Annotated in this window: 20 protein-coding genes and 2 tRNA genes; 13 read left to right on the top strand and 9 right to left on the bottom strand. The window is 44.5% G+C overall.

Going from position 1 to position 25,849, the window contains the following annotated elements; all coding sequences use genetic code 11:
* Window positions 1–78 precede the first annotated feature (78 nt).
* Window positions 79–1,506 carry a methyl-accepting chemotaxis protein gene (locus tag AC6I7V_RS19760; protein WP_498011986.1) on the top strand — a complete coding sequence of 476 codons (1,428 nt, stop codon included), beginning with the start codon at window positions 79–81 and terminating at the stop codon, window positions 1,504–1,506.
* A gap of 419 nt (window positions 1,507–1,925) precedes the next feature.
* Here AC6I7V_RS19760 and AC6I7V_RS19755 read toward each other — a convergent pair whose 3' ends face one another.
* A complete protein-coding gene (locus AC6I7V_RS19755; protein ID WP_255231882.1) occupies window positions 1,926–2,651 on the bottom strand; it encodes an HAD-IA family hydrolase in 726 nt (241 codons plus the stop codon).
* 313 nt (window positions 2,652–2,964) lie between these two features.
* Window positions 2,965–3,459 carry a hypothetical protein gene (locus tag AC6I7V_RS19750; RefSeq protein ID WP_498011985.1) on the bottom strand — a complete coding sequence of 165 codons (495 nt, stop codon included), beginning with the start codon at window positions 3,457–3,459 and terminating at the stop codon, window positions 2,965–2,967.
* A 250-nt stretch (window positions 3,460–3,709) separates the two neighbouring features.
* Between AC6I7V_RS19750 and AC6I7V_RS19745 the strand changes: the two genes are divergently transcribed.
* From AC6I7V_RS19745 to AC6I7V_RS19730, 4 genes are all read left to right on the top strand, one after another.
* Window positions 3,710–4,183 carry a CreA family protein gene (locus AC6I7V_RS19745; RefSeq protein ID WP_255231884.1) on the top strand — a complete coding sequence of 158 codons (474 nt, stop codon included), beginning with the start codon at window positions 3,710–3,712 and terminating at the stop codon, window positions 4,181–4,183.
* A 135-nt stretch (window positions 4,184–4,318) separates the two neighbouring features.
* Entirely contained in the window at window positions 4,319–5,623 is a 1,305-nt protein-coding gene (locus AC6I7V_RS19740; RefSeq protein WP_498011984.1) for an inosine/guanosine kinase, read from the top strand.
* A gap of 252 nt (window positions 5,624–5,875) precedes the next feature.
* The gene (locus tag AC6I7V_RS19735) at window positions 5,876–7,624 is read left to right on the top strand and encodes a formate--tetrahydrofolate ligase (protein WP_498011983.1); all 1,749 of its coding nucleotides are present in this window, start codon (window positions 5,876–5,878) and stop codon (window positions 7,622–7,624) included.
* Window positions 7,625–7,820: 196 nt separating this feature from the next.
* Window positions 7,821–9,725: a sensor domain-containing diguanylate cyclase gene (locus AC6I7V_RS19730; protein ID WP_255231887.1), complete on the top strand. Its 1,905-nt coding sequence runs from the start codon at window positions 7,821–7,823 to the stop codon at window positions 9,723–9,725.
* A gap of 128 nt (window positions 9,726–9,853) precedes the next feature.
* On the opposite strand, the gene AC6I7V_RS19725 is transcribed toward AC6I7V_RS19730, so the two are convergent.
* Window positions 9,854–10,459 (bottom strand): beta-phosphoglucomutase family hydrolase, encoded by a 606-nt coding sequence (locus tag AC6I7V_RS19725; RefSeq protein WP_498011982.1) that lies wholly within the window; start codon window positions 10,457–10,459, stop codon window positions 9,854–9,856.
* 102 nt (window positions 10,460–10,561) lie between these two features.
* On the opposite strand from AC6I7V_RS19725, the gene arfB reads away from it, so the two are divergent.
* Entirely contained in the window at window positions 10,562–10,972 is a 411-nt protein-coding gene (gene arfB, locus AC6I7V_RS19720) for an alternative ribosome rescue aminoacyl-tRNA hydrolase ArfB (protein ID WP_255231889.1), read from the top strand.
* A 38-nt stretch (window positions 10,973–11,010) separates the two neighbouring features.
* Here arfB and AC6I7V_RS19715 read toward each other — a convergent pair whose 3' ends face one another.
* Window positions 11,011–11,328 carry a helix-turn-helix domain-containing protein gene (locus AC6I7V_RS19715; protein ID WP_255231890.1) on the bottom strand — a complete coding sequence of 106 codons (318 nt, stop codon included), beginning with the start codon at window positions 11,326–11,328 and terminating at the stop codon, window positions 11,011–11,013.
* Between the two features lie 199 nt (window positions 11,329–11,527).
* On the opposite strand from AC6I7V_RS19715, the gene AC6I7V_RS19710 reads away from it, so the two are divergent.
* Window positions 11,528–11,839 (top strand): hypothetical protein, encoded by a 312-nt coding sequence (locus AC6I7V_RS19710; RefSeq protein WP_498011981.1) that lies wholly within the window; start codon window positions 11,528–11,530, stop codon window positions 11,837–11,839.
* Here the strand turns inward: AC6I7V_RS19710 and AC6I7V_RS19705 are convergent.
* From AC6I7V_RS19705 to AC6I7V_RS19695, 3 genes are all read right to left on the bottom strand, one after another.
* On the bottom strand, window positions 11,819–12,928 hold the full coding sequence (locus AC6I7V_RS19705) for a S1 family peptidase (protein WP_498011980.1): 1,110 nt from the start codon (window positions 12,926–12,928) through the stop codon (window positions 11,819–11,821). The two genes, AC6I7V_RS19710 and AC6I7V_RS19705, sit on opposite strands and share 21 nt — an antisense overlap.
* Before the next feature lie 211 nt (window positions 12,929–13,139).
* Window positions 13,140–14,273 carry a glycine cleavage system aminomethyltransferase GcvT gene (gene gcvT / locus AC6I7V_RS19700; RefSeq protein ID WP_255231893.1) on the bottom strand — a complete coding sequence of 378 codons (1,134 nt, stop codon included), beginning with the start codon at window positions 14,271–14,273 and terminating at the stop codon, window positions 13,140–13,142.
* 465 nt (window positions 14,274–14,738) lie between these two features.
* The gene (locus AC6I7V_RS19695; RefSeq protein ID WP_255231894.1) at window positions 14,739–15,362 is read right to left on the bottom strand and encodes a helix-turn-helix domain-containing protein; all 624 of its coding nucleotides are present in this window, start codon (window positions 15,360–15,362) and stop codon (window positions 14,739–14,741) included.
* Window positions 15,363–15,782: 420 nt separating this feature from the next.
* Here AC6I7V_RS19695 and AC6I7V_RS19690 point away from each other — a divergent pair, with 420 nt between their 5' ends.
* The 3 genes from AC6I7V_RS19690 (at window position 15,783) to gcvP (ending at window position 20,486) form a co-directional block, all read left to right on the top strand.
* Window positions 15,783–17,078 carry a serine hydroxymethyltransferase gene (locus AC6I7V_RS19690; RefSeq protein ID WP_255231895.1) on the top strand — a complete coding sequence of 432 codons (1,296 nt, stop codon included), beginning with the start codon at window positions 15,783–15,785 and terminating at the stop codon, window positions 17,076–17,078.
* Between the two features lie 55 nt (window positions 17,079–17,133).
* Window positions 17,134–17,514, top strand: coding sequence for a glycine cleavage system protein GcvH (gcvH, locus tag AC6I7V_RS19685; RefSeq protein ID WP_498011979.1), 381 nt, complete (start codon window positions 17,134–17,136; stop codon window positions 17,512–17,514).
* A gap of 92 nt (window positions 17,515–17,606) precedes the next feature.
* Window positions 17,607–20,486, top strand: coding sequence for an aminomethyl-transferring glycine dehydrogenase (gene gcvP / locus AC6I7V_RS19680; RefSeq protein WP_255231896.1), 2,880 nt, complete (start codon window positions 17,607–17,609; stop codon window positions 20,484–20,486).
* A gap of 152 nt (window positions 20,487–20,638) precedes the next feature.
* Here the strand turns inward: gcvP and AC6I7V_RS19675 are convergent.
* Together AC6I7V_RS19675 and AC6I7V_RS19670 are read right to left on the bottom strand one after the other, a co-directional pair.
* Window positions 20,639–20,712, bottom strand: a tRNA-Cys gene (locus AC6I7V_RS19675).
* Between the two features lie 52 nt (window positions 20,713–20,764).
* Window positions 20,765–20,851 (bottom strand) — tRNA-Leu (locus tag AC6I7V_RS19670).
* A 348-nt stretch (window positions 20,852–21,199) separates the two neighbouring features.
* Between AC6I7V_RS19670 and AC6I7V_RS19665 the strand changes: the two genes are divergently transcribed.
* The 3 genes from AC6I7V_RS19665 (at window position 21,200) to AC6I7V_RS19655 (ending at window position 25,849) form a co-directional block, all read left to right on the top strand.
* On the top strand, window positions 21,200–21,715 hold the full coding sequence (locus AC6I7V_RS19665; RefSeq protein WP_498011978.1) for a sigma-70 family RNA polymerase sigma factor: 516 nt from the start codon (window positions 21,200–21,202) through the stop codon (window positions 21,713–21,715).
* A gap of 1 nt (window position 21,716) precedes the next feature.
* A complete protein-coding gene (locus AC6I7V_RS19660) occupies window positions 21,717–22,652 on the top strand; it encodes a FecR domain-containing protein (RefSeq protein WP_498011977.1) in 936 nt (311 codons plus the stop codon).
* 74 nt (window positions 22,653–22,726) lie between these two features.
* Window positions 22,727–25,849, top strand: coding sequence for a TonB-dependent receptor (locus AC6I7V_RS19655; RefSeq protein ID WP_498011976.1), 3,123 nt, complete (start codon window positions 22,727–22,729; stop codon window positions 25,847–25,849).

Here is a 25,849-nt window from a genome sequence, read left to right as displayed (position 1 = left end):
AAACAATCGACCCAGATCACATTTATATTACGTGCGGTTATTTAAAGTCCTCGATAAAGGAATTATCGTGGAGTTATCATGAAAGAAGTACAGTTTCGAACGATCGACAAACTGTTCATTAAGATGTCGATTAACGACAAGATGTGGGTTATTTTTCTCATGTTTTTAGTCGCCCTTGGCAGCGTATCAACGAATACTTACCTCAATCAGCTCAGTCACATTGAACAGAATGCAAAGACCATAGCTGAACAACGACTCAAAGGTATGCTAGCTGTTTCTGGAGCTCCAGAGTCAACACTGTTAACCCGTTCTTCGCAGGCGACCTCGACAGACACATCAATCAACAATAACGGCTCTGTAACGGCTACTCAACAGGGTCAAGATGGCCAATACTATTCACTTACTCTTGCTGTAACCGATGTCGCCGAACAGAAGCAAAGCGCACTGAATACTTTCTTACTCAGCTTTTTGTGGTGTGTTCCTTTCGGCATTTTCTGCTACTGGGTTGCAACTTTCATTGGTGGCGCGCTTTGGGTACTTTACTCAACCACAGAAAAGATTGGTGATGGCGACCTAAGCTCTCGCCTTGGTTTCCACCCAGGTCGTGATGAGTTCGGTACAATTGGTTGTGCACTAGACCGATCTATGGACACTTTGAGCGAGCTTGTAAAAAGCGTCAATGAAAGTGCAGCGACACTCAGTGAGACGTCCTCTTCATTCGAAGCAGAAGCAAAGCGCAGTGAAACTCAAATTAGCAGCCAACACGCGTCTCTTGACTCGGTTGCAACCGCTATGGATGAGATGACAGCATCTGCTAACGAAGTATCAAACATCGCAGCACGCTCAACCGAACAGACAGAAAACGGCGCTCAAGCGATTAACCAAAGTCACGGTAAAGTGCAACAAGCAATCGCAGAGATTACCACGCTCTCATCTCTGATTGAGCAGGCGTCATCGTCTGTAACGAGCCTTAACGTTAACACAAGCCAAATCAACGAGGTGATCACCACCATTAATGCCATTTCAGAACAGACTAACCTACTCGCTCTGAACGCGGCTATTGAGGCTGCTCGTGCTGGTGAACAAGGCAGAGGTTTTGCAGTTGTTGCCGATGAAGTTCGTACACTTGCAAGCCGCACTCAATCAGCAACGGTAGAAATCCAAGCAATGATTGAACGCTTACAACAAGAGAGTCAGAATATCGCCAAGATCACAGAGCAGACAGTAGATCAGGCACAGGCAAGCAGTCAGTTGATATCTGATATTGGTGACGACGTAAACGCGATCTCTGATTCAGCTCAAGCCTTAATGGATATGAGTGCACAAATCGCCTCTTCTGCCGACGAGCAAAGCAACGTAGCAAATAATATTGCAGCCGAGTTGAACGACATCCGCAACCAATCAGATGTCATTAAGGAAGTCGCTCAAAACACCTCTAATGGCGTTTCGAATCTAACTCGGGCTTCTATCTCACTGTCAAAGACCTTAGCGAAATACCGAACTTAAGGCTTTGCTTTGATTAGAAACGGAAAAACCAAAGAAGGACTCCTCGGAGTCCTTCTTTTTTACCACACGTTAGGGACAAGCTCGGCTGTTCGTCCCTACAATTCCCAAAACAACAAACTGTATAATGATTTGCTAATGTAATATCAATAGCATGAACTCAGTCGCAATTGAGCAAAACTTAAGTAAGAAGTCTGTTTAAAAATTGAGCTTAGAGGTAATCTAATAGAGCGAAGTTATCGCTTTTTGACTTGCTGCAGGTGACATAATGAATAAAACAGACGCACCAACTAATGACATTACATGCCCGCTTTGCCAACATGACGAGTATCTACTTTCAAGCTGTGGAGAGAAATTTACTTGTGCTGTTTGTGGGTTTCACACCAAACAATTTACTAAAATCGTCCGCATCCAACCTAATACTACCCCACCAAAGCACCAGAGTATGGTGTATCAATTGAGCAATGCTTGCCACTGAGCCACGCAGAGATCTCTTCAAGGCTATAGATATCAATAGCAGCTGACTCTTCGGAGTCAGTTTTAGGGCCTCTCACCAAAGTGCTCGGCAAGTTGGGTCTTAAACGGAAAGATTGAATACCGGCTCGAACTCCCGCTTCAATCCCCTTTATTGTATCGTCGACATAAATACATTCGTTCGGCAGAAATCCCATGTTCATCGCTGTATACATGATCAAATCAGGCTCTGGTTTCCAACTGTTGGCATCGAACGCCGAAAAGATTTTGCCTTTGAAATCATCGAGCATCCCCGTCATCGCCAAAGAGGATTCAACTCGCTCTTTTGGCGCGTTCGACGCAATACAGAATTCAACACCTTGACTTTTGAGAAACTGTATCAGTTCATTAGCACCATTCATTGGCTTTAAAAATCGCTGAAAAAGAGCCTCAAGTTCTGCGCGGTAAAGTGGTTCTAACATATCGATAGAGATTGAAAGCCCTAAGCGTTGCTGTGTGTCCATTAAAATGTCCGCCAGCTTTCCGCCTTGAAAATGCGCATAACAATCTTCAAGTGACAGAGTAGCATTGAACTGCTCAAAAACGTTAACCAACGCTTGGCAACACAGCTTCTCGCTGTCAATCAATGTTCCATCGCAATCAAATATCACACACTTTACTTGCTCTAATCTCATCGTTACACCACTTACCTAAAGTTCGACTTTCATCCTATAGACATATGGATTTATCAGGCATGACTGAGGTAGCATTTTACTCAAAACCACTTAATTAACTTCGCGAAATATGCGACAGATCACCTTAATAACCCTATTTATAAAATACTTATAGGCATTATCATCCTAAGCTTGCGACAAAAGCAGTCTATTGGGAGGATTTGTTGATAATTTAAACACAAAGACGTGACATTAATGTGAAGTAAAGACAGTTGCTTATCAGTGAACGGGTGGTAACAGCCAGTTATAGCGGGAGCGCACCCCCACTCTTGTATTAACTTTCCACCCACACCTTGGTATTGGGAGTTATCGAAATTTCTAATAATGAGACGAGTTGATGAGCAAAACCTATTGTATCCTGCCCCGCTTGGTTAACGATATCCGAAATCAGAACTTCGTCTTCTTCGACAGTAACAATTGCACTAGCTACGACATCAGAACCAAGGGTTCCTATATAAAGTTGATATTCGTCAGACAAGATAATTTGGCTCAAGAACTCAAGGATATGAGTTTTATCGAACTCACTTTCATAAACGCTGGCTTGATTAAGCGAGAATAATACGGTGAGCTTATGAAAGTCGACTTTGTGAATTTCTTCAATATGGGAAGGGGTTTGATTTGAAGGAAGCAGTTGATAGCTTTTCTTGGCAAGGTTGGCTTGATAAACATCTCGACCAAGCAAACTCTCTTTCGCCGGATAAGCAACATCCACTTGACTTGCTAACCACGCGTTCTTTTTCAGCGCGATTTCAGGTATTTCATTATTCATTCTTTTACTACCTACTTTTAGTATCCCCAAATATCACAATTATTTGGAAGGCATACGGTCGCCTTAGGCGCCGAGCTACAAGCAGAGAGCATACAGAGCATCGTGACTACCAACAAGTACTTTAAATGCTTCATAAATTAAGGTTCTCCCAATACTACCTTTTCGAATAGAGCGAAAAGCTCTACACTCGTATTCAAGCTTTCAATACTCCTTATAGTAATTAGAACTCTATAAATTAAAAGGACTTCTTATGAAAAAAGCCCTAATCGCATTAGGTATTATAACCATGTTGGCTGGTTGTTCAGATAACGAAGTTGGTGACGTATCACTTGGTTTCTTCACTTTGAAAGATATTAAGATCTCTCACCTCGACGATGAAAAAATCCCAGGAGTCACCTGTCACATCGCTTCTATCAAGGCGGATTTCTCACTGGCAGACCCAAGTGACAGCTCGATCTCATGTCGTCAAACGGGTGATATCACTCCTGAGATGATTGCGAAAATAGATAAGAGCGCGTCTGGTGAAGTGGTCTTCAAGCAGTCAAAAAGCATTTTCTTTAAGACAATGAAGGTAAGACGCATTTACGATGCAGACAACCAAACCTTGCTGTATCTGTCTTACACAACCAAGGAGACAGAAGGTAGCTTCAAGCACAGTCTTTCAACTGTTCCACTTTGGGGCACCGATGCTTACATAGAGCCGGCAACATCATCTGAAAAGTAAAAATAAGCCACTCGTTTTCTGCTACCCGCTCACCTGTACACACAATGTACAGGTGAGTCTGAATGTAATAAAAATGAAAGATATTACAAAAAACTGTGATATCATACGGCAAAATTTTCTCACTGTAATTTTCTTATGAAATTTCCTGGACAGCGCAAATCTAAGCACTACTTCCCTACACACGCCCGTGATCCACTCATCAACCAGATGAAGGAAACGCCAAAACTGTTTCGCCCGATTATTGTTGGTGTTGGTCAAACAATTGTAGATATCGAAGCGCGTGTTTCTGATGAGTTCCTTGCTAAATACGAGCTGAGTAAAGGTCACTCTCTCGTTTTAGAAGAGAGCAAAGCTGATGCCCTATACGAAGAACTTGTAGAGAGCGGTCTAATCACGCATCAATATCCAGGTGATACCATTGGTAATACTCTGCACAATTACTCTGTGCTAGCAGACAGCAAATCGGTACTTCTAGGTGTTATGTCACGTAATATCGAAGTTGGTTCATTTGCATACCGTTACCTATGCCGCACTTCTTCACGTATGAACTTAAACCATCTACAGACAGTCGAAGGCTCTATCGGTCGTTGTTACACCCTTATTTCTGATGATGGTGAGCGTACGTTTGCGATCAACGAAGGTGAAATGAATAACCTGCGTCCAGATAGCATCCCTGAAGATGTATTTGAAAAGGCTTCTGCATTGGTGGTTTCTTCATACCTAATGCGTGGTAAACCAGAAGATCCAATGCCAAAAGCGGTCGCTCGTGCTATCGAGATTGCTAAAGAAAACAACGTGCCAGTGGTACTGACGTTAGGCACTAAGTGGGTAATCGAAGGTAACGCTGAGTGGTGGCAAGACTACATCAAAGAGAATATCTCTATCATTGCGATGAACGAAGAGGAAGGCCAAGCACTAACCGGCGAGAAAGATCCTCTACTTGCAGCTGATAAAGCGCTGGAGTGGGTAGATTTAGTTCTGTGTACGGCAGGTCCTGTTGGCCTATACATGGCAGGTTACACAGACGAAACAGCGAAACGTGAAACTGAGCTGCCTCTTCTTCCAGGAAACATCCCAGAATTTAATAAATATGAATTTAGCCGCGCGATGCGTAAGGCAGACTGTAGCAATCCCGTTAAAGTGTACTCTCACATTGGACCTTACCTTGGTGGTCCGCTAGAGATTAAGAACACCAATGGCGCGGGTGATGCTGCATTGTCTGCCCTGCTTCATGATATGGCTGCAAATAGCCACCACTACATGAACGTGCCAAACTCGTCTAAACACGATCAGCCTTATATGACTTACTCGTCGCTGTCACAGATCTGTAAGTACGCTAACCGTGTAAGTTACGAAGTTCTAACACAACACTCTCCGCGCCTTGGTCGCGCGCTTCCAGAGCGTGAAGACAGCTTAGAAGAAGCATACTGGGATCGTTAATCACAGGATCTACGTTTTTCTATTAAGGGTTGCACTATGCAACCCTTTTTATTTTCGACTGACTCAATAGGAGACCTCAGTAACCATGATGAGTTGTCATCACTAGATTTGATCTCGCGCAATGACTCACTAAATCTGGTATCTTCCAGCACATACTTCGCGTGTTTAGCCTTTACATAGTCGATTTATACAGTATTATCGCCACGCAAACGTTTTCGTACCACCTTATCGGTTTCAACATAAGGATTTAATATGCTGTCTGATATTGAAATTTGCCGCTCCTCTTCACTTAAGAACATCCGTGATATTGCTCTCGGTGCGGGCTTAACCACTGAAGAATTCCAACCTCTCGGATTACACAAAGCGAAAGTCTCTTTAGAAAGCCTAAAGCGTCTCGAAGAGAAACCAAAAGGTAAGCTGATCCTTGTTACCGCAATTACACCAACGCCACTTGGTGAAGGGAAAACCGTCACAACAATCGGTTTGAGCCAAGGTTTAGCAGCGATTAATCAGTCAGTTATGGCTTGTATTCGTCAACCTTCAATGGGGCCAGTATTTGGGGTCAAAGGCGGTGCTGCGGGCGGTGGTTATTCTCAAGTCGCCCCTATGGAACAATTGAACCTCCATCTGACTGGAGATATTCATTCTGTTACCGCGGCCCATAACCTTGCATCGGCAGCTATCGACGCTCGTTTGTATCATGAGCAGCGAGAAGGAACGAAAGCCTTTGAACAACGCTCTGGCTTAAAAGCGCTCAATATTGACCCTAAACGTGTCGTTTGGCGACGGGTTCTCGATCATAACGATCGTGCTCTACGTATGGTTACCATCGGTCAAAACGAAGACGGTAAAACCATTAATGGCTTTGAGCGTGAAGACGGCTTTGATATTTCAGCTGCCTCAGAGCTTATGGCCATTCTCGCGCTCGCAGAGAACTTACAAGACCTGCGTAAACGCATCGGACGCATTGTATTGGCTTACAATCGAAACGGTGAGCCACTAACAGCTGAAGACTTCCAAGTTGCTGGCGCAATGACAGTGACAATGAAGGATGCTATCGAGCCAACATTAATGCAGACATTAGAAGGCGTCCCTACCCTGATTCACGCAGGCCCCTTTGCCAATATTGCTCATGGTAACTCGTCGATCATTGCTGACAATATCGCCCTCAAGTTGGCAGATTACGTCGTAACTGAAGGTGGTTTCGGTTCTGATATGGGCTTTGAGAAGGCGTGCAATATCAAAGCTACTGCCGCCAAACAGTCACCAGACTGCGCAGTGATTGTAGCAACGCTTAGAGGCCTAAAAGCAAATTCGGGGTTGTACGATTTAAGGCCAGGTACACCACTACCTGATTCGATCTTCCACGACGACCCTGATGCTCTTGTTGCGGGTTTTGAAAACCTTAAATGGCATATTGATAACGTTAAGAAATATGGCGTTCCTATTGTGGTTGCTATCAACCGATTCCCACAAGACTCAGACCAAGAACTCGAACAACTAGCCACAGTGATCCGTGAGTACGACGACACCATATCAGTGGCGGTGAGCGAGGCGTTCGGTAGAGGCGGAAAAGGCGCAACGGATTTAGCCAAAGCGGTCGTCGCAGCTTGCGAAAAACCTGCACAATTTAAGCCCCTGTATACAACAGAACAGTCACTCGAAGAGAAATTGATGGCTGTCGCGGAAGTGGGTTACGGCGCAGCCAGTTTGACGTTGTCTGACAAAGCCAAATCGCAACTGACAGAGTTCAAAAAGCATGGCTTTGACCACCTTTCGGTATGTCTAGCTAAAACACCATTGTCGATTTCAACGGAAGCACATATTAAAGGCGCCCCAACTCAGTTTGATGTTCCTGTGCGAGAACTCAAGCTCTGTGCAGGAGCAGGATTTGTTTATGCGTTATGTGGGAACGTAATGACCATGCCAGGGCTTCCTGATAGACCAGCGTTTATGTCTTTAGATATTAACGAGCATGGCGAAATTACAGGCTTAAGTTAGCGTTTATAGGCGCTTGAAACAGCAAATTGCAGGTTATCGTCACGGTGAGTGTAAGATAACCTGAAATTTGCACACAAAAGCAACAAATTGCACACATACCTCTCACCTAGGAGATCGAGCTCTTAAGTTCTGGGTGAAGATCACATTAATACCCCCACTAAATCTATAGTATTGCGCTGATTCTTTGGGGAATGTAATGAAAGTAAGCATAAAAAAACTCTTAGGCCAATTTCTCTGTACTCTCCTAGCCCTCGGAATAGTTCCCGCTTTATACATCAACTCCGAATTTGATCGTATAAAAGCGCAATACGACACGAACATTAAACAGGCTAGCCAAAATCAAATTGAATACAGTTTTCACGAACTGGGTTTAGTCATGCGTGAAGTTTCTAACACCATTCCAGCCATTGCTGAATCATCCACGCTCAAACGTGCTGTACAATCAGCTTCAACCGATAGCATCCACGCTCTACAAGATCTCTGGCTGATGTTGGCCAATGGGCAAAAATACTACTCTCAACTTCGCTACCTCGACCTTGAAGGCAACGAAACAATACGCATCAACTATCATGACGGAAAAGCCCGTGTTGTTCCTGAGAGTGAGCTGCAAAACAAAGCGTCCCGCGACTATTTCACTGCAGTGCAGCAGCTAAAAGTCGGCGAGATAGCGTCTTTTGGTATCGACTTAGAGTATCAAAACGGTGAACCAGTGACGCCCCTGCTTCCTACACTACGAGTCATGACTCCAGTTGCAATAGAAGGTCGTATTGTTGGCTACTTTATTGTCAACTTGAACATGGTAGAAATATACGAACGACTTCAATACACCTTTGGCTCTTCGCTGGCACAACCCATCTTGATTAACGGCTCAGGCCATATATTGATGTCTCCAGTTCCAGACCAAGCCTTTGGTCACCTTATTGATGCCCGTGCAGATAAAACCTACGCTGTGACTCATCCAAAGCTTTGGGACGAGATTCGACAGCAACGTAGTGACAGTTATTTTGATGGTACAGATTGGTATTTCTACGAGGATATCAGCCCTAGTATTGAACAGCTAGAAGGACCTGTATATATGGTGTTGCACGTTGATAATCAACAACTTCGTGAGCAATACCAAAATGAATATACAGCAATCATCATTCAGCTAGCCACTCTTTCGATACTCATCTCAATCGTCTCTGGTGCTTTTGTCGCTTGGAACATCAACCACAAGAAGAACAGTATTGAGAGCCAACTGGCTAAAGCGGCCATGAACGGCATGTCTGCGTTGGTTATTACAGACAGAAACAATCGCATCATTAAGGTTAATCGCGAATTTACTCGTATGAGCGGTTACACCTTAGAAGAGGTCAAAGGCAAACAGCCTTCAATGTTCGCTTCTGGGAAGAATAATCAAGAGTTCTACATGCGTATGTGGGCGATCATTAATGAGCGCGGTATGTGGGAGGGCGAAGTGATCAACCGTCGCAAAGACGGCTCTCTGATTACGGAAATCTTAAGAATTCAGACGATCAAAGATTCAAACAATGTCATTCAGTTCTACGTTGCGTCATTTGTTGATATCAGCAAACGCAAAGAGCTAGAAAACAAACTGCGCAATCTAAGTGAAAAAGACGGTCTGGCTGGTTGTTGGAATCGCCGAAAATTTGATGAAGAACTGCGTGATGAGTGTAACCGCGTCGCCCGTTACCCTGAGTTTGAACAATCTTGTCTAGCCATTATCGACATTGACCACTTCAAACGTATCAATGATACTTTTGGGCACGACTATGGCGATAAGGTGATTCAAGTCGTCGCTGGAGTGCTACAAAGAGAGTGTCGTGAAACCGATTTTGTAGCGCGTATTGGCGGTGAAGAGTTTGGTATTGTACTTCCTCATACTAAGCCAAACGAAGCTTACAGTGTGCTTAATCGTCTGAGGGTTGCAATATCGCTGGAGTTTGATGACCAAGTCACGGTCAGTGGTGGCGTAACCAATCTAACTCATGACTCTAAACTCAGCTACAAATGCGCAGACTTGGCGCTGTATGAAGCGAAAGCGAATGGAAGAAATACCATCTGCCTGTTCCTTGACAGTGAAATGGAGCAAATCGCTTAGCATATCAATAGCTAGACATAAATATGGCTCTTACTGATCGTCTCCAATTTCAGGAGATAGAAGTAACAGCCATTTTTAGCTAGCCATAATGGTATTAATACTGCTTACTTCATTCCAAAGTAATCGTATCAATCAGGCCTTGGATAGAACATCAACTGCTCACCTTTGACGACCATAATGCAGTCCATATTCGCCGCGTGAGCCGCTTGTTTCCCCAGATCCGTGTCTTCAAATACAACACATTGATCGGGTGATAAGCCCATTCCTCTGCATGCATATAAAAAAGTATCAGGGTTAGGTTTGTGACGCTCAACATCGGTTGCGGTAACCAAGGTGTCTAACTTAGGCAAAATATCAGTCTTAGTAAGCAAGCTCTCTGCGCTTTTACGCTGACTGCCCGTTCCTACCGCCAGTCGTTTTTCTCCATAATGCTCTAACAATAAATCATGGGTACACGAGATCACATTGCCTTTATTTTCAATACTAGAAAACGCTTCCATCTTAAATGCCGACACCGCTTTCGGATCCAAACTCAAACCGTATTTTGCGTTTACTTCGCCCGCTATCTTGTAGCTCGGCATACCACCTAGGCTATGTAACCAAGACGCTTCAAATTCAAATCCAAAATGATTAGCCGTCTGCTGCCACGCTTGAATATGTGCCGGCATGGTATCAATCAGGGTACCATCCATATCGAAAATTAAGCCTTCGTACTTCGTTAGATCAATCGTCATCGCTTTGTCACTCTAAAATAAAACTACTGATACCATACCCAATTACGAGTATCATGAGCCAACATTTTTTACGTTTATCAATTTTAATATTTATCAATAGTTATGCTGCAAATATCAAATAACGTCTCAATACAAGCTTGGGAGATTCAACTTACCGCAATTCGCGCCCAAGGTGCTGGCGGGCAAAATGTGAACAAAGTATCTAGTGCCATCCATCTGCGCTTTGATATCCATCGTTCTACCCTACCCGATTTTTACAAAGAGAGACTATTAGCGTTAAAAGACAGCCGTGTCACTACAGAAGGTGTGATCATCATTAAAGCACAGCAGTTTAGAACACAAGAACAGAACAGAGAGGATGCGCTCAATAGGCTAAAGGCCTTGATCCTAGAAGCGACAAAAGTGACCAAGACTAGACGTGCAACCAAACCGACTAAATCTTCTCAGAAGAAGCGCTTAGAAAAGAAAAAACAGCGTAGTAACACCAAGCAGCTGCGTGGTCGAGTAAATTAAGCGATATTTGTATCGCACCTTTAGTGTAGCCGTAAAGATTACTGCTCTTTCGTTAACGATAAGATCAGCTTTATCAACAGTTTTCTTTGCTTGTCCGTTAGCAGCCTAGACACGGCCGCCACATCGTTAACCGTCGTTTGACTTGCTTCTAAAGTATCCATCACAACATCTAAATCTGATATCGCTAGCGACCGCGTTAACGATCGATACTGCGACATTTTGATATCGGCTTCGCCCCTTTCAATCCTCTGATATGTTTTCAAACTCATCCCAGCCATCGACGAGAGTTTTTCTTGCGAAAGGTTGGCTCGTTTTCTTCGTTCAACAATTGCCATCACTATGGGTTCATTCGACATACTCTTACCCCTGAAAAGACACGCATGTCCTATTTCCAGCAAAAAGCAGACCAAATTGGGTATAAACTATTTACATAAACGTACAGTGGCATATGATGCAGCACCTAAAATATATTATTTTTCAATCAACTTGCGTTAGTTTATAAATTTGGCGCAATAAACAAACAAACTTAAATGACTCTTGGGAAGACCAAATAAATTGCAAAATGCAAAAACTAGCGATGCAAAAAACGACATTGCAGATCGCTTCAGAATAATATTTCCCTGTATTAAACAGTTGCTAGACACTCGTAACCCAACCGCAGAAATCACCGCAGTTCAATTTCGCCTGCTCACATACAAGGAGTTACTACTTCACAGCCACAGCCTAACTAAAGCAGAAGTGGACAAAGGCTTTAATTCACTGACACCGGAAGAGAAAAAGATCGCTCGATTAGGTGTTTTACACATAGACAAAGCGATCTTAGAAATTGATGAGTTATTGGAAAGGTTATCGTCCAGAACTTCGTAAGATTCGAATAGAGTGAGTTCTTCTTAACCCTAATACAAGAAGAACTCCAAGCCATAGCGTAGACAACACTCCGCCCGCTTCACTTGAGCCACTCTCCGACTGAATAGTTCCATGCTGATTTAAATAAGTCGTGCGTTGTAAATCGCTTGATGTTGCTCGTGGTGTTTCAAAGCCACTAAGCACGCTGTTAATCCACAAACGATAGTCATAAATTTCAGTAAACACAGAAGTCGCTCCAGCATTTGGATCCCCACATTGACTTGGACCGAAACTAGTAATACCTACCTGAACGTAGCTTGAACCATCTTTCCAATATACCGGACCACCCGAATCCCCTTGGCACGTTCCTCCACGTAACTGCGTAAAAGAGCTAAAATCGCCATCAAAACATATCTGTCTATCAGTGATTGCTGAACCATTGGTAAAGACAGTTCGACACACCGAGTTGCTAACTAAGTTAAGATCAACTTGCTGAAGTCGCGTTGTTGCATCAAAGCCTGAAGACGTATCACCATGACCTATCGCCACGAATTCGGGTGCACCAAACGTGCTTCGGTAGGCCTCACTGCTTGGACGCTTAACAATATCGTTCACTGTATCAATGTTCATCGCTTCCGATAACTTTAGAATTGCGATATCGTTTGCCAGCAGTTGGCTCAGCCTGTTGTCGTAATCGTTTCGATAATAGATTTCAGTGACACGGTAACGTTGAATGTTGCCGAAAGGGTAGTCATTTACGTTTTCGAGTTGAGGTACAACGGTAGTAAACAACTGTGCCGCTTCGTTACCATAGATACAGTGAGCAGCAGTAAGTACATGGTATTGGTCGAGAATCGTCGCACCGCAATATGGATTACTTGAATAGAAGTTATCGTATTCGAGGCTATCGATAAAAAGAGCAGCTATAGAGGGAAAATCCGACACCGAAGCATTACTGCCGTTAACAATATAAGGGGTAATCTCAATATTGGATTCTAAATTGGCATTGGATGGAGTGATTGTGTCTGTGGTATCCGCACACACAGCAAAACTTCCGATCAGAGGAAGTGCGCCTGCCATTATCCATTTCTTCGATAGTGCGCTTTTCATTTCCACTCTCCTACACCTTCAGGATACACTTATTGAATACCCTTCAGTATAGCGGCTTAAATTGTAAAACATTAACTAATCTAACGATCAGATGTCGATCATCCTCATGATGTTCAATAAGTTAGACAAAAACAAAACCCCTTATTATCGGCCAGATAAACATTGGGATAATAAGGGGTCAAAGAAAACAATCAGTTAATAATATTGATGATTAGCCACGGTAGTAGCGCTGAGGTACGAATGGCATTTTTTCTACTGTCATTGGTAGTTTCTTACCACGAACTTCAGCAAAGACTTCTGTACCAATAGCAGCAAGATCAGTGCGAACGTACGCCATTGAAACCGGCTTACCCGCGTTAGGACCAGCAGTACCACTCGTTACCACACCGACTTTATTGCCTTCAGCATCAAACAGCTCAGCACCTTCACGTACTGGCGCTTTAGTTTGACCAACTAAACCAACACGTTTGCGTTGCACGTCTTTGGTCGCGATTTGCTCAAGAATGATATCAGCACCAGGGAAACCGCCAGCACGCTCACCGTCAGTACGACGAACTTTTTGAATGCCCCATAGGAGACTTGCTTCTACTGGTGTCGTTGTTGTATCTAAATCGTGACCGTATAGACACAGGCCACACTCTAGACGTAGTGAATCGCGAGCACCAAGGCCAATCCATTCTACTTCAGCTTCTGCCGTCAGCTTGCGAGCAAGCGCTTCAGCGTGCTCATTTGGAACTGAGATTTCGTAACCATCTTCACCCGTGTAACCACTGCGACTTACTATGCACTCAACACCATCGATGTCGACTTTTTGCACGTCCATGAAAAGCATATCCGCGACGCTTGGTTGGAAACGAGCCAGTACTTCAGACGCCTTAGGGCCTTGTAGTGCAAGTAGAGCACGATCGTCGATCACTTCAAGCTCTACATCACTTGGAAGGTGCGCGGTTAGGTGGTCGATGTCTTGTGTTTTGCAAGCCGCGTTGACCACAACGAACAAATGGTCACCTAGATTAGCTACCATAAGATCGTCCATGATACCGCCTTGCTCATTGGTAAAGAACGCGTAACGCTGCTTACCAGAAGGCAGGTCGATGATGTCTACTGGAACTAGCGTCTCTAGAGCCGCTGCTGCATTCTCACCGTGAAGACGCAACTGGCCCATGTGAGAAACATCAAACAGACCTGCTGCGTCACGCGTGTGTAAGTGCTCTTTCTTAACCCCTAGTGGGTATTGAACTGGCATATCGTAGCCAGCGAAAGGAACCATCTTTGCACCAACTTCTACGTGCAGGGCATGTAGAGGTGTTTTTAACAGGTCTTGAGTTGCTTGTTCTTGAGTCATTTTATTCTCCATGAAGCGTTGCAGGTATCCAACATCGACGCTGCCGCTTATATCTCTATGTAGAGTTGCTCTCTATCTTTCACCTAAGATAAGAACCGTTAGAAAGTAGGAAGTGGCGATATGGCCTCAATCTATGGCTTTTCTATATGAGAAGAGTGCTCTATATAGAAAACCCAAAAATAGCGAAATAGACACATTCGGTCGCCTTCCAAGAATTCACTTCAGTAAACATCAATCAACATGAGTAAACCGTGTTCACTATAGTAAACAAGCCTGAATCAGTTTTACACCCTTAACAAGATCAAAACAGTCCAAAATGTGACATTTAACAATTTGAAAACAAATATTGCAGATACAAAAAAGCGTGATATTGATGTTTTTACCATCGATATCACGCCAATTGAAAGACGTTCACCACAAAAGCAAACGTTTGCCTTCACTATAGGAAATTTAAAAACTATCCAGTTATTTTGCAGTCACCCACAGAATCAGAGCATCTTCAGCGCTAGTTGAGATAAGCATATGCCCCATATTGGCATCATAATACATGCTATCCCCTTCACTCATTGGGATAGGCTCATAGAACTCTGAGTAGAACATGATGTCACCCGAAATGACCATAAGAAACTCTTCACCATCATGGCGTACCCAATCGTTATACTCTTCAAACGCGCGCGCTCTTACTCGGCTCTTAAATGGCATCATCTTTTTGTTAGATAATTCAGTAGCTAGAAGCTCATGTTCGTAAGTGGGAGTTGGGTGGGGTTTTCCTTCTCCAGCTTTGGTTAGATCACGACGACCAGTGGCGACTTTTTTTCTTGGTGGTTCAAAGAGTTGAGGCATATCTATCTGCAAACCCATCGCTAGCTTTTGCATTGCTTGGAAGGTAGGAGATATCTGCTCATTTTCAATCTTGCTGAGCGTGGAACGCGCAAGGCCAGTTCTTTGACTCGCTTCTTCTAATGTAATACCCAATTTGCTACGGATATCTTTAATGCGCTGTCCTAATCTTAACGGCTCAATATTTTGGTCTGGCGTCTCTTTTGCCAGTGTCAAAGATGGGTACTCATCATAGATGTCTTCTGACATAGGTCCCTCGTTTTATTTCTGCATCCTGTCTATAGAATTCATTGTTGCATGAAGCGCTTTGTTGATTAAAGACCACACAACAAAATAAAGCGTGCTCCGAGTAGCAAAACAAGAAAATCTGTTTCCTATTGGAAATTTTTATTGAAAATTGGATTTAACGACGCTATGTTATCGACTTGTTAGATGAAGAGATGCTACTTCAGCTTGCATTAAATGACAGATTTAACATTTAAGGCGGCTGTTTTTACCCCACTTTTGGGGAACCAATTTCGCACTGCATTGACCCTACGTTTGGTCGTTAGCGCACAATATTTAAGACTTAACACCATATTGACGCAAACGATTACGATGCAGAAACCAACGCAAGACCTAATGGACACATAAAAACAATATCCATTAGTTAATTGAAAGGTCTCGACAATGAACAACGCATACCAAAACCATAGCTTAGACAGTTTTTTCTCTACTAACCTATCGGCAACTGACGACGCAGTATTCGCAGGAATCCAGGCTGAAAACGCACGTCAAAACGAACAAATCGAGCTAATTGCTTCTGAGAACATCGTGTCTAAAGCAGTTATGCAAGCTCAAGGTACTTGCCTAACCAACAAATATGCTGAAGGTTATCCTGGTCGTCGTTACTACGGCGGTTGTGAACACGTAGATACAGTAGAAGCGATCGCGATTGAGCGCGCTAAGAAACTGTTTAACTGTGAATACGCTAACGTTCAACCTCACTCTGGCGCACAAGCAAATGGCGCTGTAAAACTGGCTCTTTTACAGCCAGGCGACACTATTTTAGGCATGTCTCTTGACGCAGGCGGTCACTTAACTCACGGCGCACGCCCTGCTCTATCTGGTAAATGGTTCAATGCAGTTCAGTACGGTGTAAACCGTGACACGCTAGAAATCGATTACGATGCAGTACGCGAACTGGCCGTTGAACATAAACCAAAAATGATCATTGCCGGTGGTAGCGCAATCCCACGTACTATCGATTTCGCTAAATTCCGTGAAATCGCGGATGAAGTTGGCGCACTACTGATGGTCGATATGGCACACATTGCGGGTCTTATCGCGACAGGTGCGCACCCTAGCCCACTTCCTCACGCTCACGTTGTAACAACAACGACGCACAAAACACTACGTGGTCCACGTGGCGGTATGATTCTGACTAACCACGAAGAGATCAACAAGAAGATCAACTCTGCGGTATTCCCAGGTCTTCAAGGTGGCCCTCTAATGCACGTTATTGCGGCTAAAGCTGTCGCTTTCGGTGAGGCTCTAGGTCCAGAATTCAATACTTATATCGATTCAGTGATCAACAACGCAAAAGTTCTTGCTGAAGTATTGCAAACTCGCGGTTGTGACATTGTGACAGGCGGAACAGATACACATCTGATGCTGGTTGACCTTCGCCCTAAAGGTTTGAAAGGTAATGTAACTGAAGAAGCATTGGAGCGTGCCGGGATCACATGTAACAAAAACGGCATCCCATTCGATACAGAAAAACCTATGATTACATCTGGTATTCGTTTAGGAACACCTGCTGGGACTAGCCGTGGTTTTGGCGCTGAAGAATTCAAACTCATCGGTGAGTGGATCGGCGATGTACTTGATGGTCTTGTTGAAAGCCCAGAAGGTAACGCTGAAGTTGAGCAACGCGTTCGCAAGCAAGTTAAAGAGCTGTGCAAGCGCTTCCCGCTTTACCGTTAATAGAACACTTTTTATTTTATAAATTAACACCTCATAAATTTTTGGAGAACAAGCAATGGACAATACACTTAAGTTTGCAGACAGCCACGAGTGGGTTAAAGACAACGGTGACGGTACTGTAACTATCGGTATTTCTGAGCACGCTCAAGAGATGCTAGGTGACGTTGTATTCGTTGACCTGCCAGAAACAGAAGACGAAATCGAAGCAGGTGAAAGCTTCTCTCTAGTAGAGTCTGTAAAAGCAGCATCTGACATCTACGCTCCTATCACTGGTGAAATCGTTGAAATCAACGAAGAGCTAGAAGATAGCCCAGAGCTAATCAACGAAGAACCTTATGAAGGTGGTTGGATTGTTAAAGTGAAGATGACTGACGCGTCTGAACTAGACAACCTAAAAGATGCAGAAGAATACCTAAATTCAATCGACGAAGATTAATTAGGTAACCCGTATACGATAAAGCTGCTCTTTGGAGCAGCTTAATTTTAGGGGCTTGCTCACAGCCCTTACAGAGAAAGTAGAACGATATCATGACTGAATTACTTCAAAGCCAATTACTTAAAGATTTGGGTACTCAAAACGAGTTCGTTGCACGCCACAACGGTCCAAACAAGGCAGACCAGCAAAAGATGCTTGAAGCGATTAACGCGACAAGCCTAGAAACATTGATCGATGAAACGGTCCCTGCGCAAATTCGCCTAGAGAAGCCAATGACGCTTGCTGCGCCACTGAGCGAAATGGATATGCTGAGCTCGCTTAAAGAGATCGCTAACCTAAACCAAGTGAAACGCACGTTCATCGGCCAAGGCTACTACAACACATTCACTCCAAACGTTATCCTGCGTAACGTTTTGGAAAACCCAGGCTGGTACACAGCTTACACGCCTTACCAACCAGAGATCTCTCAAGGTCGTCTTGAAGCACTGCTTAATTACCAGCAGATGGTCATGGATCTAACTGGCATGGAAATCGCAAACGCATCACTGCTTGATGAAGCGACTGCGGCAGGCGAAGCGATGACTCTGTGTAAGCGTGCAGGTAAGAGCAAGAGCAAAGTGTTCTTCGTGGCTGACGATGTTCACCCACAAACACTAGAAGTTGTAAAAACTCGTGCTGAGTACATTGGCTTCGAAGTGATGGTTGGTGCTCTTGAAACACTTCCTGAGCAAGACGTATTCGGCGCTCTTGTACAGTACCCAGGCACAACCGGTGAAGTACGCGATCTAACCGACATCATCGCAAAAGCGCAAGCAAACAAAACACTGGTAACGGTTGCTACAGACCTACTTGCTTCTGCTCTACTCAAGCCAGCTGGCGAAATGGGCGCAGACGTAGTGATCGGTAGCGCACAACGCTTCGGTGTTCCTATGGGTTACGGCGGTCCACACGCTGCATTTATGGCAACACGTGACAAGCACAAGCGTACTATGCCAGGTCGTGTAATCGGTGTTTCTATCGATACAAACGGCAACCAAGCGCTACGTATGGCGATGCAAACTCGTGAACAACACATCCGCCGCGAAAAAGCGACATCAAACATCTGTACAGCTCAAGCGCTTCTGGCAAACATGGCGTCATTCTACGCGGTTTACCACGGTGCAGAAGGTCTGCGTACTATTGCTCGTCGTACACACCACATGACTGCGATTCTAGCGGCTGGCCTAACTAAATCAGGTTACGAGCTAACAAACAACAGCTTCTTTGATACCATCACGATCAACTCTGAAGAGAAGACAGAAGCACTGTACGCACGCGCTCAAGCTGCAGACATTAACTTGCGCCTAATTCCTGGCAAGATCGGTATCAGCTTAGATGAAACAACTACGATCGAAGATATCAGCGCTCTATTTGCAATCTTCGATGTGAAAGAAGACATCAACGCACTGTCTACTGACATTGCTGCTAATGAATTTGCTGCAATTCCAGAAAACTGCCGTCGTGAATCTGAGTTCTTAACGCACCCAGTATTCAACACGCACCACAGCGAAACGCAGATGATGCGTTACCTAAAACAGCTTGAGAACAAAGATTTCTCACTAACGCACGGCATGATCCCGCTGGGTAGCTGTACGATGAAGCTGAACGCTGCAGCAGAGATGATCCCAGTGACATGGCCTGAGTTTGGTTCTATCCACCCATTCGCTCCTCTAGAACAAGCGGCTGGTTACACAGCTCTAGCAAAAGATCTTAAAGAGAAGCTATGTGAGATCACTGGTTACGACGATTTCTCTCTACAGCCTAACTCTGGTGCATCTGGCGAATATGCAGGTCTAATCGCGATTCAACGTTACCACGCAAGCCGCGGTGAAGGTCACCGTAATGTTTGTCTGATCCCTAGCTCTGCACACGGTACTAACCCTGCAACAGCATCTATGGTTTCTATGAAGGTAGTGGTTGTTAAGTGTGATGAAGATGGCAACATCGACATGGCCGACCTAGCCGCTAAGATCGAGAAGCACAAAGAGAACCTATCAAGCATCATGATCACTTACCCTTCTACACACGGTGTATACGAAGAGCAAGTGAAGGAAGTGTGTGAGCAAGTACACGCTGCGGGTGGTCAGGTTTACCTAGACGGCGCGAACATGAACGCTCAAGTAGGTCTAACGTCTCCAGGCTTCATCGGTTCAGACGTATCTCACTTGAACCTACACAAAACATTCTGTATCCCACACGGTGGTGGTGGTCCAGGTATGGGTCCTATCGGTGTTAAATCTCACCTAGCACCTTTCCTACCAGGCCACATCGAAAATGGTGTACAAGGTTCTGACTACGCGGTATCTGCTGCGGATCTAGGTAGTGCTTCTATCCTGCCTATCTCTTGGGCTTACATCGCAATGATGGGTGAACCAGGCCTGACTGAAGCGACTAAAGTTGCAATCTTGAACGCCAACTACGTGATGGAAAAACTACGTCCGCACTACCCTGTTCTTTATCGTGGCACTAACGGGCGCGTAGCGCACGAATGTATTATCGATATTCGTCCGCTTAAGGAAGAGACAGGCATCAGCGAAGAAGATATCGCTAAGCGTTTAATGGACTACGGTTTCCACGCGCCGACGATGTCATTCCCAGTTGCTGGCACACTAATGGTTGAGCCAACTGAATCAGAAGATTTAGAAGAGCTAGATCGTTTCTGCGAAGCGATGATCGCAATCCGTCATGAAATGGCTGCAGTTAAGAACGGCGAGTGGCCGCTAGATAACAACCCACTAGTCAATGCACCACATACACAAGTAGATCTATCGAGCGACACATGGGACCGTCCATATTCTCGTGAACTGGGTTGTTTCCCATCGAAAGCAACGAAGAACTCGAAGTACTGGCCTACTGTGAATCGTGTAGACAACGTATACGGTGACCGTAACTTAATCTGTTCTTGCCCAAGCATTGAGAACTACGAAGACTAATTTTGTATACTCTAGATAACAAAAAAGCGAGCCGTTTGGTTCGCTTTTTTTATCTCTCACAGTTCTGCTTTGCTTTATCCAAGCTATAAATGGCTTGTACTTACCTAACTCCAGATACAAAAAAACCAGCACTAGGCTGGTCTTAAGTAATTTGGAGGCGCCTCCCGGAGTCGAACCGAGGTCCACGGATTTGCAATCCGCTGCATAGCCACTCTGCCAAGGCGCCAAATTGTGCGTGTTTTAAGAGTACGACTCTGTTCCCTCTTCGAGTAAGTAGATGGTGCCCCGGGCCGGACTTGAACCGGCACAGCGCGAACGCCGAGGGATTTTAAATCCCTTGTGTCTACCAATTCCACCACCAGGGCAACGCAATCATGCGATGGCAACACCATCTCTCATCGGCTTATGCCGCGAGAACGAGACGTACTTTAACGGATTGAATTTTTAGGTCAACAATTATTTTAGTTAATTGATTCAAATGGTTATAAAGCGAGCTTGATTGAATGTTCTATAACCGTATCCGTCAATTAACATTTCATTTAAACATCCTTCTTTGGTTCTTATTGAAATACTATCCATACAAATCAAAGGTTTGAATGAACTCTCAAATTCAAATGATTTATAAAAAACATGTAGCACATTAGAGAATTTCTGATATATTCATCGCCCCAATGATAATAATTATCATTAAGGTTAGTAAGGAGTATCAGGGAATGACCGTAGCGAGCAACAACACCTCACACAGCGTGGATCAAATGTACCAAGAGCATCACAGCTGGTTATCGGTGTTTATTAAACGACGCTTAGGATGCCCTGACACTACGGCTGATCTGGTTCAAGATACTTATCTTCGCTTGTTAACCAAAGGTAAGCTGCCTGAATACAAAGATTCAAGAAAGTACCTGACTCATATCGCTAAAGGGTTGGTGATTGATCTTTATCGAAAACGTCGTGTGGAAAGTGCCTATTTAGAGCTCATTGAACAAGAACCCTCTCTGGTCGCCAGTTCTCCGGAAGACCACACCATAGTGGTTGAAGCGCTTGTTGAGATCGATGCCCTACTCCACAAACTCCCAATCAAAGCTCGCCAGGCACTGCTCATGAGACAGCTCGAAGGCAAAAGCTACAAAGAGATCGCCTTCGAACTTGAAGTTTCAGTATCATCTGTGGAAAAGTACGTTGCTAAGGGACTCCAAGGTTGCATGCTAGCCATGCTTAGCGAGGGGTAAAATGCAACAATTACCACCTGAGACCATAGAGCAAGCATCGGTTTGGATGGCACGTCTTTGGGCTGATGATGCCACGCAACAAGATCACGACTCGTTCGAATGTTGGAGGCTTGCCCACCCTAATAACGCCTTGGCATGGCAAAAGCTGGAACTGCTACAAAGTAAGTTTTGCTCCATTCCTAAAGGAACAATTAGCAAGCAGGTCTTAACACGTAAACCGCCGAGAGTCAGCCGTCGCGAATTCTTATCCATAAGCGCGCTTTCGTTCGTCGCATTAGGCTCAGGTATGGCGATTTACAGGCCAACACCAACAGGTAGCGAATACTCAACAGCGACTGGCGAAATTCGTTCGATGACGCTGCTCGATGGCACACAATTGGCGCTCAATACTGATTCCAAATTATTTGTCGATTTTGATAATCATCAGCGAGATATTCACATCGAACGCGGTGAAGTCATGATCACCAATACACACCATCGTAGCCCATTGAAAGTCTCGACTTCGCGGGGTTTGGTGCTGCCTATCGGAACCCAATTCAGTATCCGAGAGCATGCCGACACCACTCAAGTCTCTGTTTACGAAGGTGAAGTCGAAATTCAACCTATGCTTGGGATGGGGAAACCGCATCTTTTCGCAGGGCAAACTGCCCACTTCGATCGCCGCACAGTATCGCAGCCAAACCAGACCCAAGATTCCGACATGCTTTGGTTGGAACATAAAATCATGGCAGAAGCGACACAGCTCAAAACCTTCATCAACGAATTAGGGCGTTATCGACGCGGCATCATCAACGTCGATGCCAGTGCCGCAGCACTCAAACTTACTGGTGTGTTCTCGACCAAAGATATTGATAAAACCTTGCACAATATCAGCCAGATACTACCGGTAAGAATCCATTACCGAACCCCTCTTTGGGTCACCATCACAGCAAAATAAAATTTTATTACGGATTTCTGATTCTTGTTCGGTGTATCTGACAGTCAGTTAGAAATCCCGATAAGGAAATTACGGTGCCAAATGCCAAGCAGCGCTCGCTACTCTCCAAACTTACTACGATAAAACTCGGTGTCGTTATATTGAGTTTTCCTTTTGCTTCCCACGCTGCAGAAGACCATCAATATAATATTCCAGCAGGCACCCTAGACAGTGCTCTCAACCACTTTGCCGTTGAATCGGGTATCGAATTTTATCTAGATTCGTCACTCTCTTCAGAGCTCTACAGCCAAGGTTTAGTCGGTCAATACAACAGCGAACAAGCGCTTTCTATGCTGTTGACCAATACCGGTCTGCAAGCACAAAAACAGTCTGATGGTGTTTACTACCTCGTACCGACTACAGACTCGATGACACTCGATGCTATACAAGTTCGAACCCATTTTGATGATGCTTATCAAAGAGACACAGACGGTGAAATGGATGTGTACGACAAAGACGTCGCAACCGCTTATCTTGGGAAAGAAGAAATCGAGCGTTTCAAAGGGACCAGTGCGGCGGATCTATTCACCGGTGTCGCCAACACACACAGTGGCGAAGCACGAAATGGCGGTGGCAGTATCGACCCGAACGTACGCGGTGTACAAGGCTTTGGTCGTGTACCTGTTGTTATCGATGGTACTGAACAAGGCATTTCAGTGTATAACGGCTATCGTGGGTCATCGAACAGAAACTACATTGACCCCAACCTTATCGGCAGTATGACCGTCTACCAAGGTGCTCAGTTAAACTCAGAGATCAATACCTCAACAGGTGGTGCCGTAAAAGTGACCACCTTGCAACCGCAAGATATCGTTGAAGAAGGAGAACAATTTGGTATTGAGTTAGTTGCCGAAAGCAGCAGTAACTCCATCGAGCCAAACAAAGCGCGACTGCATACCGGAAAACGTTGGCAAGATGTCCCTGCTTATACCGAGCTAGGTGGTGTTCCACTGTACGACGATCCAGAACTTCGTTTCCAAACCAGAGACAACAAAACAGATAATCCCTTCAATGGAGAAGACGTCGCCTACCGCCTCGCACTCGCAGGAATCGAACCAAAGTTTGACTGGTTAGCCGCATACGCATACCGAAATCGAGGCAACTACTACTCAGGTACCAGTAAAGCTGACTTCTACTCGAAACCATTTGATAATAACTCGAGTGACCAAGTCGCCGGGCGAAATCCACTTTTAAGACCTGAACACATGGCATTGGTACACTACCCTGGCCACGAAGTACCCAACACATCGGCTGAAATGGAATCAGCACTATTAAAAGGCACGATCAATTTCAGTGATTACTACAAACTGCACGCCAGTATCCGATACACGGAAAGTACTCATGGTGAAATATTGGCGAGTCGTTCAGACTACCGAAATTCCGACGGACTCGCTCAGTGGCCGCTTGCAAACGCAAAAATGCAAGCCTACACACTGAAATTTCGAGCAAACCCCGAACACGATCTGCTAAACCTAAGCACCAACTTATGGCTGACAAAAACAGATTCGCGCAGCAATACTGGTTATGGCTTCCCCAACTTCGTGAACTACAAAAGCGATACGCCTGACATCATCATAAACACATCCGTCGTTAACCGTGATGAGCAAAGGTACGGGTTCGATTTTAATAACAAGATGCTACTGACAGACTCGATTGATATGACATTGTCGGGCAGTTACATGATGCACGAACTGAACCCTAAAGAGGGACTAGCTAACCTTGTCGATTTCTATGGTGGTGCAGTCCGTGCCGGTGAAAGAGAAGAATACAACGGCGCAATAAAGATTGAATGGCGTCCACATGAATCCATCGTGTTAGATTCAGGTGTCCGTTACATCTCTTACAACGCGACAGATTACTATATCGAACATCAAGTAAACTCTGGCGACATCAGTCCTCTTAAAGAGTACAAGAAAGACGGTTACCAATTAACGTATCAAACACTAGAGACCTATGCGCCGGAAGAGATCGCACAAAATGTAGCAAATGCAGAGCATGAGGTAAGAATCACTTTCACGCAACAAAACCTCAACACAGAGATAGATAGATTACAAAACTTGATCGTTATGTTCCCCGATCAAGCCAGTGAATACCAAAGTCAGCTAGACGAACGACAAACAGAACTTGCTAATTTCGATGCCATATTGCAACAAAAGTTACAAACACAAACCGAAGCGGCGCAAAATCAAACCACTTTCATCGAGCACCATGCATCCAATTGGTTAACCAATAGCCACAACGAGCTCGATCTGGCGAACAATGCTTGTCGTATTGCCATGCAACAAGAAAACTACATCGAAGGCAGTTGTAAAGCTAAGTCACTTGAGACTTCTGAAGAATACAACACCCAGTACAAAACTAGCGGTAGCGGTTGGATGCCGTCTGTCACCGCCACATGGCTAATTAGCGATAACAGCCGAATTTACACCCGTTATGCTGAGACTTTACGTTTCCCAAGCTTATTTGAAAGTACCAGTGGATTCAGTAGCAACCCCGTCGCAAGTGCTCCACTACAACCTGAGCGTGCCAAACTGTACGAGACGGCCTACATTCACTACTTCGATAACGCGAGCTTTAAGCTGACCTATTTTGATCAAACCATTGACGATGTAATGGACAGAGACCGTGACAGTTATAACTTCACTAACCTAGATAGCCAACGAACCAGCGGTATTGAGATCAATGGGCAGTTTGATAACAGCGATTATTTTGCTGATGCCTCAATTGCTTACAACTTCCGAAACGAAGTTTGTGACAGAAACTCAGCCGCTCAAGGTTATATAAAGGATGTAATTTTAGGCAATACCCCATCTGAAGAAACCTGTGTTCGTGGTGGATTTTCAGAAGGAAGCTTCCTAGCTGCCCATGCAGCACCTGAATATACAGGCAGTATTTTACTAGGTACTCGTTTCTTTGATACCGACTTAGAAACAGGCGTACGTACGAACTACGTTTCAGCGAGTCATGATGACGAAATCATAAAAAGAACTGAGGTGATTACTTATGATGCCTACATCAAATATGCCCTCACAAAAAAACTGAGTGCTGAACTGATTGGTAACAATTTATCTGATGTTTATTACTTAGATACAGGTTCGGTATCAGGTATGCCCGCTCCAGGACGAACATTAACCTTCAAACTAAGTGGTAAGTTTTAA

The organism is Vibrio sp. KUL70 (assembly GCF_059725515.1).
This window is presented reverse-complemented; position numbering and strand designations above follow the sequence as displayed.

What these genes read in the sequence shown, in the direction of transcription:
- AC6I7V_RS19760 (WP_498011986.1), top strand. Translation starts at nt 79, where the DNA reads ATGAAAGAAGTACAGTTTCGAACGATCGACAAACTGTTCATTAAGATG.
- AC6I7V_RS19755 (WP_255231882.1), bottom strand. Translation starts at nt 2,651, where the DNA reads ATGAGATTAGAGCAAGTAAAGTGTGTGATATTTGATTGCGATGGAACA.
- AC6I7V_RS19750 (WP_498011985.1), bottom strand. Translation starts at nt 3,459, where the DNA reads ATGAATAATGAAATACCTGAAATCGCGCTGAAAAAGAACGCGTGGTTA.
- AC6I7V_RS19745 (WP_255231884.1), top strand. Translation starts at nt 3,710, where the DNA reads ATGAAAAAAGCCCTAATCGCATTAGGTATTATAACCATGTTGGCTGGT.
- AC6I7V_RS19740 (WP_498011984.1), top strand. Translation starts at nt 4,319, where the DNA reads ATGAAATTTCCTGGACAGCGCAAATCTAAGCACTACTTCCCTACACAC.
- AC6I7V_RS19735 (WP_498011983.1), top strand. Translation starts at nt 5,876, where the DNA reads ATGCTGTCTGATATTGAAATTTGCCGCTCCTCTTCACTTAAGAACATC.
- AC6I7V_RS19730 (WP_255231887.1), top strand. Translation starts at nt 7,821, where the DNA reads ATGAAAGTAAGCATAAAAAAACTCTTAGGCCAATTTCTCTGTACTCTC.
- AC6I7V_RS19725 (WP_498011982.1), bottom strand. Translation starts at nt 10,459, where the DNA reads ATGACGATTGATCTAACGAAGTACGAAGGCTTAATTTTCGATATGGAT.
- arfB (WP_255231889.1), top strand. Translation starts at nt 10,562, where the DNA reads ATGCTGCAAATATCAAATAACGTCTCAATACAAGCTTGGGAGATTCAA.
- AC6I7V_RS19715 (WP_255231890.1), bottom strand. Translation starts at nt 11,328, where the DNA reads ATGTCGAATGAACCCATAGTGATGGCAATTGTTGAACGAAGAAAACGA.
- AC6I7V_RS19705 (WP_498011980.1), bottom strand. Translation starts at nt 12,928, where the DNA reads ATGAAAAGCGCACTATCGAAGAAATGGATAATGGCAGGCGCACTTCCT.
- gcvT (WP_255231893.1), bottom strand. Translation starts at nt 14,273, where the DNA reads ATGACTCAAGAACAAGCAACTCAAGACCTGTTAAAAACACCTCTACAT.
- AC6I7V_RS19695 (WP_255231894.1), bottom strand. Translation starts at nt 15,362, where the DNA reads ATGTCAGAAGACATCTATGATGAGTACCCATCTTTGACACTGGCAAAA.
- AC6I7V_RS19690 (WP_255231895.1), top strand. Translation starts at nt 15,783, where the DNA reads ATGAACAACGCATACCAAAACCATAGCTTAGACAGTTTTTTCTCTACT.
- gcvH (WP_498011979.1), top strand. Translation starts at nt 17,134, where the DNA reads ATGGACAATACACTTAAGTTTGCAGACAGCCACGAGTGGGTTAAAGAC.
- gcvP (WP_255231896.1), top strand. Translation starts at nt 17,607, where the DNA reads ATGACTGAATTACTTCAAAGCCAATTACTTAAAGATTTGGGTACTCAA.
- AC6I7V_RS19665 (WP_498011978.1), top strand. Translation starts at nt 21,200, where the DNA reads ATGACCGTAGCGAGCAACAACACCTCACACAGCGTGGATCAAATGTAC.
- AC6I7V_RS19660 (WP_498011977.1), top strand. Translation starts at nt 21,717, where the DNA reads ATGCAACAATTACCACCTGAGACCATAGAGCAAGCATCGGTTTGGATG.